2 protein-coding genes are annotated in these 4,693 nt (G+C 60.9%); one reads left to right on the top strand and one right to left on the bottom strand.

The window, feature by feature from the left end; genetic code table 11:
* Positions 1-475: 475 nt before the first annotated feature.
* Complete coding sequence (locus BMW49_RS20050) at positions 476-3,031, bottom strand: autotransporter family protein (RefSeq protein ID WP_069522613.1); 2,556 nt, start codon at positions 3,029-3,031, stop codon at positions 476-478.
* A 535-nt stretch (positions 3,032-3,566) separates the two neighbouring features.
* Here BMW49_RS20050 and BMW49_RS20045 point away from each other — a divergent pair.
* Positions 3,567-4,223: a Fe2+-dependent dioxygenase gene (locus BMW49_RS20045; RefSeq protein WP_167362824.1), complete on the top strand. Its 657-nt coding sequence runs from the start codon at positions 3,567-3,569 to the stop codon at positions 4,221-4,223.
* Positions 4,224-4,693 lie beyond the last annotated feature (470 nt).

Raw genomic sequence — 4,693 nt, 5'->3', positions numbered from 1 at the left:
CCCGGGTGTCGCATGGCTCGACCCAGGCTACTTTTAAAGCGGGTTTAGCCTGCCACTTATTTGTGCCGCGCCCTGCGGCAAATGGCAGGCGTAGCACCGATCTTGCTGAGTGGCCACACTCGCTTCGCCCCGCAGTGGGCGCTTACAGCCGGTAGCCTGGGTTGAGCGCAGCGATACCCGGGAGAGGGTGCCCCGGGTGTCGCATGGCTCGACCCAGGCTACTTTTAAAGCGGGTTTAGCCTGCCACTTATTTGTGCCGCGCCCCGCGGCAAATGGCAGGCGTAGCACCGATCTTGCTGAGTGGCCACACTCGCTTCGCCCCGCGGTGGGCGCTTGCAGCCGGTAGCCTGGGTTGAGCGCAGCGATACCCGGGACGCGATTACCTGGCCGACACCCGCGCTGGCATCGACACAGCGCAATAAAAAACCCCTGCCGCGCGAACACGCGGCAGGGGTTTGGCTGACGCCTGGGGGGATCAGATATCCCAGCGCAACTTCACGGAAGCGGTCTGGTTAAGGAAACCGTCGCTGTGCTCAACGTCATAACGCAGCGACACCTCCGCACCCTGCTCGGTTGCGTGGATCAAACCCAGGCCGCCACGCTGCGACCAGGGGCTTGAGTCCAACCCGTTGGTCTTGAAGCCAATGCCCGGCTCGCCGGCGAATGTCGAGGTGACGCTGGACTGGCTGTTGAGGATGTCATAACCCACCCCCAGGTTGGCCACAATGCTGGTACCAGGCATGAACTCATGGCTCAGCTTGCCGTCCAGCCCGACGATCATCTGGTCAGTGCTTTGCGAGTCGACCTTGAGGTTGGCGCTGGAGCCTTTCTCGGTGTAGCCCTCGTCCTTGATCCAGGTGTAGTCGGTACGGACAGACGGGGTGAACGCGGTTTGCTCGCTCAGCGCGAAGGTGCGTGCCAGGCCGATGCCGGCAGTGGCCACCAGGCTGCTGTAATCCGCCTTGGCGGTTTCACCCAGGAAGAGAATTTCACGCTGACTATCGGTGTTGTTCTGCCCGACACCGGCCTGGAAGTTCAGCTCGGTTTGCGCGTCCAGGCTGTAGCTGCCGTAACCAAGCACCTGGAACATATCGACATCTGCACTGTTGGGCGCGATGTCGGAATTGCCGTCGATATTGGAGTTGGCATAGGCGAAAGCAACGCCGACACGCGTGCTCTCAGACAGAGTAGCGTCGGCGCCCACAACCAGCCCGGCGGTGCTGGCATCGAAGCCGGATACGTCGCTGCGATCATCCTGGTCGGCCCAAGAGCCGAAGGGTTTCAGCCACAGCTTGCTGTCGCCATAAAAGGCATCGCCCGAGGACATGCCGCGGTTGGACTCAACCCGCGACTGGATTACCCGACTGATCCCACCCAGGGCGGCACGCGAGGCAAGGGCAGTGTTAGCAGCCAGTTGCGGCGTAGTCTGGGCGACCGCATCAGAGACTTCCTTGCTGGTACCGAGCTTGCCCAACTCATCGATCAGCGTCTGCATGTTCGAGTCAGAGGTGCCCCGGTCGATGATCGTATCGAGCGCACCTGCCGCGCCGCGAGCGCTTGGGTTGTTATTGCTATCGACCGCATCGACGGCAGTCAGCGCCTTGACCAGTTGGAAGTCGATATGGCCGTCTTCGCCTTGGGTCGCGATGCTCTGGAAGTTGAACAACGCGCTGTTGTCTTCCACTTCGGCAAAGTTGCCAGTGAGCTCAAATGCGCTGACTACCCGGCTCAGCGTCTGCCCCACGGCCAAGGTGTTGGTTGACTGAACATCGACAAAGGCTTTGCCGTCGATGATGGCCGTGCCGCCGACGGACACCTGGCTGTATTCGTCTGCCACTTGGCCGACCTCGTCCTCACCATCACCCGAGGCCATTAGGCGCAGCACGCCTGAGTCGCTCTGGGTGAAGTCCCCGGCGACATACGCTGCCTGCGACAACATCGGCAGGTCGATGGTGCCTGCGTTGGTCACGTTGACCGAGCTGCCACCAATGCTTAACGCGCCGCGCAGCAGGCCACCGGCCATGTTGCTGATGGTGCCGCCACCCTCGGCGTTTTGAGCCAGAATCGAGTATGCCTGCCCGCCATCAGGGCTAGAGAAAGCGCCCTCAATTGTGCCGTAGTTATTGAGCTCACCGCCCATCACATTGGCGATCAGGACACCAGCTGCCTGGCCACCGCCCGTACCGACTACGTCAGCAGCGATGGTGCCCCGGTTATTCAGCGTGCCGGAAAAATCGCCCATGCTCACGCCCACTGCCAGGCCAGCAGCCCCACCTGCAATGGCGCTAGCGCTGATCAGCCCGGCGTTATTCAGCTCGCCGGCCAAATGATTGGTGCCGACACCTATGCCGTAGGCAAACAACGCTGTAGCAGTGGCCGTGATCTCACCGCCGAGCTGGTTATCGATCAACGCACCCGAGGCGACCGACTGATTGATGTAGACACCTACAGCAATCGCACCACTGTTCGTGGCGGTACTCAAGCTAGTACTCTCGGCGCTGATAGTGCCGCGGTTAACCAATTCGCCCTGTATCGCCGGCGTGCCCAGCTCCGCAACCCCCAAGGCAGCACTGAAGCGCCCCGAGGCTGATGTTGCCGAGCTGGCGCTGATCAGACCATTGTTGGTCAGATCGCCCAGCATTTCGCCGTTGATCTTTACCCCAGCAACCGTGTTGTTGCTGAAGGTAAACGCGCCCCCTATGTTGAAGTCATCCTCACCCAACCCGCTGGAAAGGATGCTGCCATTGTTGGTGAAGCTACCCAGCGCCACAGAGCCACCGGTGTCTTCGCCCAGGTTATCGAAATACAGCACAGCGGGAGCGTCGGTGTCACTGACGGTCACGCCCTCCTGCACGACCACGGTGTCCGAATAGTAGGGCGTGCACTGCTCCTGGTTGACACTGACGGTCGGGCCACAAGCGGGAACGGCGTGGGCCTGGGAAACAAAAAGACCGTTGGCGCACAGGGCAGCAATGGCGCTGCTCAAGGCGGCAGTTTGCCACTGGGGGCGAGTCGACCGGGCATGAGGCATGAGGGGTGCGTCCTTTATTTAAAATTGTTGGGCTGCAGTGATGCGGATAGTATCGATGTGCCATCAAGCCCACCAACGTTATTTGCAACACCGCTGATGGATGTCCGCCTACCGTTGCACTGTAGCTGTCCTGGGGCGATGTGCAGGGTCACCAGCGTTTGATTGAGGCGATATTCCAATACCCTGTTGCACGACAACGATGCTTTTATACAAGCCGCGCCCCGCAGCGAATGCCATGGACAACGCCGAAATAACTGAATGGCTGCAATCGATTCGCCCCGAGGCGGGGCTCCTACAGCTGTAGGGTGTTCATACCGGTGCTGCGTTATAGCCGGCATAAGGTTGCAACAGCCTCTTGGGACAGAGCCTTGATTTACGCCGCTCAAGTCGTACACAGAAATGCATATTGGCAGCGGATGCCGTGGCAGCCGGAGCTAGGGTCTGTTCCCGTTTCGCGCAACCCGCAGGGCCGGGAACGAAACGGGAACAGACCCTAGAATCCTCCTGCCGCTCACACTTCTTACAGGCGATTGCCGTGAACTACATCGTTATCGAAAACGCCCTGCCGGCTGATCTTCTTCGGGCAACGGCGCTCGCCATTCAGGCCGGCCCTTTCGAGAGTGGCAAGCGCACGGCGCATGGCTTGGCCCAGGTGGCCAAGAATAATTTGCAGCTGGCCGCTGCGCCCCACACGCCGTTGCTCGACAGCCTTGCCGCAGCGATCCAGGCCCATCCGGTCGTCCAGGCGTTCGCCCTGCCACGCGCCATGGGCCGGACACTCATCAACCGCTACGAAGTGGGTATGGAGTACGGCCTGCATGCCGATGCGGCCTATATCCAGGAGGCGCGTACCGATGTGTCCTTCACCCTGTTTCTCGATGATCCTGCCAGTTACCAGGGCGGCGAACTGGTCATCAGCACATCGGCACAAACCTTTACCTTCAAACTCCCGGCAGGCAGCATGGTGCTCTATCCGGCGGGAGCGCTTCACCGCGTCACGCCGGTCACCCAGGGGGTACGTCACGCCGTGGTGGGCTGGCTGCAGAGCCGAATACGCGATGCCCATCAGCGGGAAATCATCGCCAAGCTCAGCCTGGTACCACGCACCCTGAGCCAGGACCCGCAGCACGCGGCACTGGTCACACAAACCGGGCAGTGCATTCAGGAGCTGATACGCATGTGGGGCGACTGAGTCGCCGGACTGCTGCTTCTCACAGGAGCCGCGCCTCGCGGCGAATAGCGGCCATTCAGCGGTATAGCAGATGGTCTAAAAGCTTCGCGCCGGGGCGACGCTCCTGATATGGATTGACCTGTCAACTATGGGTCTATTCTTTCGCTTTGCTCTTTTCCATCAATGGCTTCGGTTCAGGGGGTGGAGGGCGATTTGGCGACGGTGGATCACTCTGATATGCGTGGGTTGGTTACCGACCTGACTTCACTTCGTCGCGGAGCTGCCCTTCTCTACGGTCGTGGGTCTGTCCTCCCGGAAGAGGACGCCACATAGGAGCGCCAGGGGTTCTCCTCACCGGCCCTCCACCCCCTGAACCGAAGCCACTGAGACGTGGTCATGCCACTGCCTTACTGCCGTGTGCCTTGCCCGCAACCTCGCAGGCGATGGCCCAGATGAACCCTGCCAGTTCCCGTGCGACGGCGGTTACCACT

Origin of the sequence: Pseudomonas cuatrocienegasensis (assembly GCF_900110925.1) — a bacterium.
Taxonomy (GTDB): domain Bacteria; phylum Pseudomonadota; class Gammaproteobacteria; order Pseudomonadales; family Pseudomonadaceae; genus Aquipseudomonas; species Aquipseudomonas cuatrocienegasensis.
This window is presented reverse-complemented; position numbering and strand designations above follow the sequence as displayed.

What these genes read in the sequence shown, in the direction of transcription:
- BMW49_RS20050 (WP_069522613.1), bottom strand. Translation starts at nt 3,031, where the DNA reads ATGCCTCATGCCCGGTCGACTCGCCCCCAGTGGCAAACTGCCGCCTTG.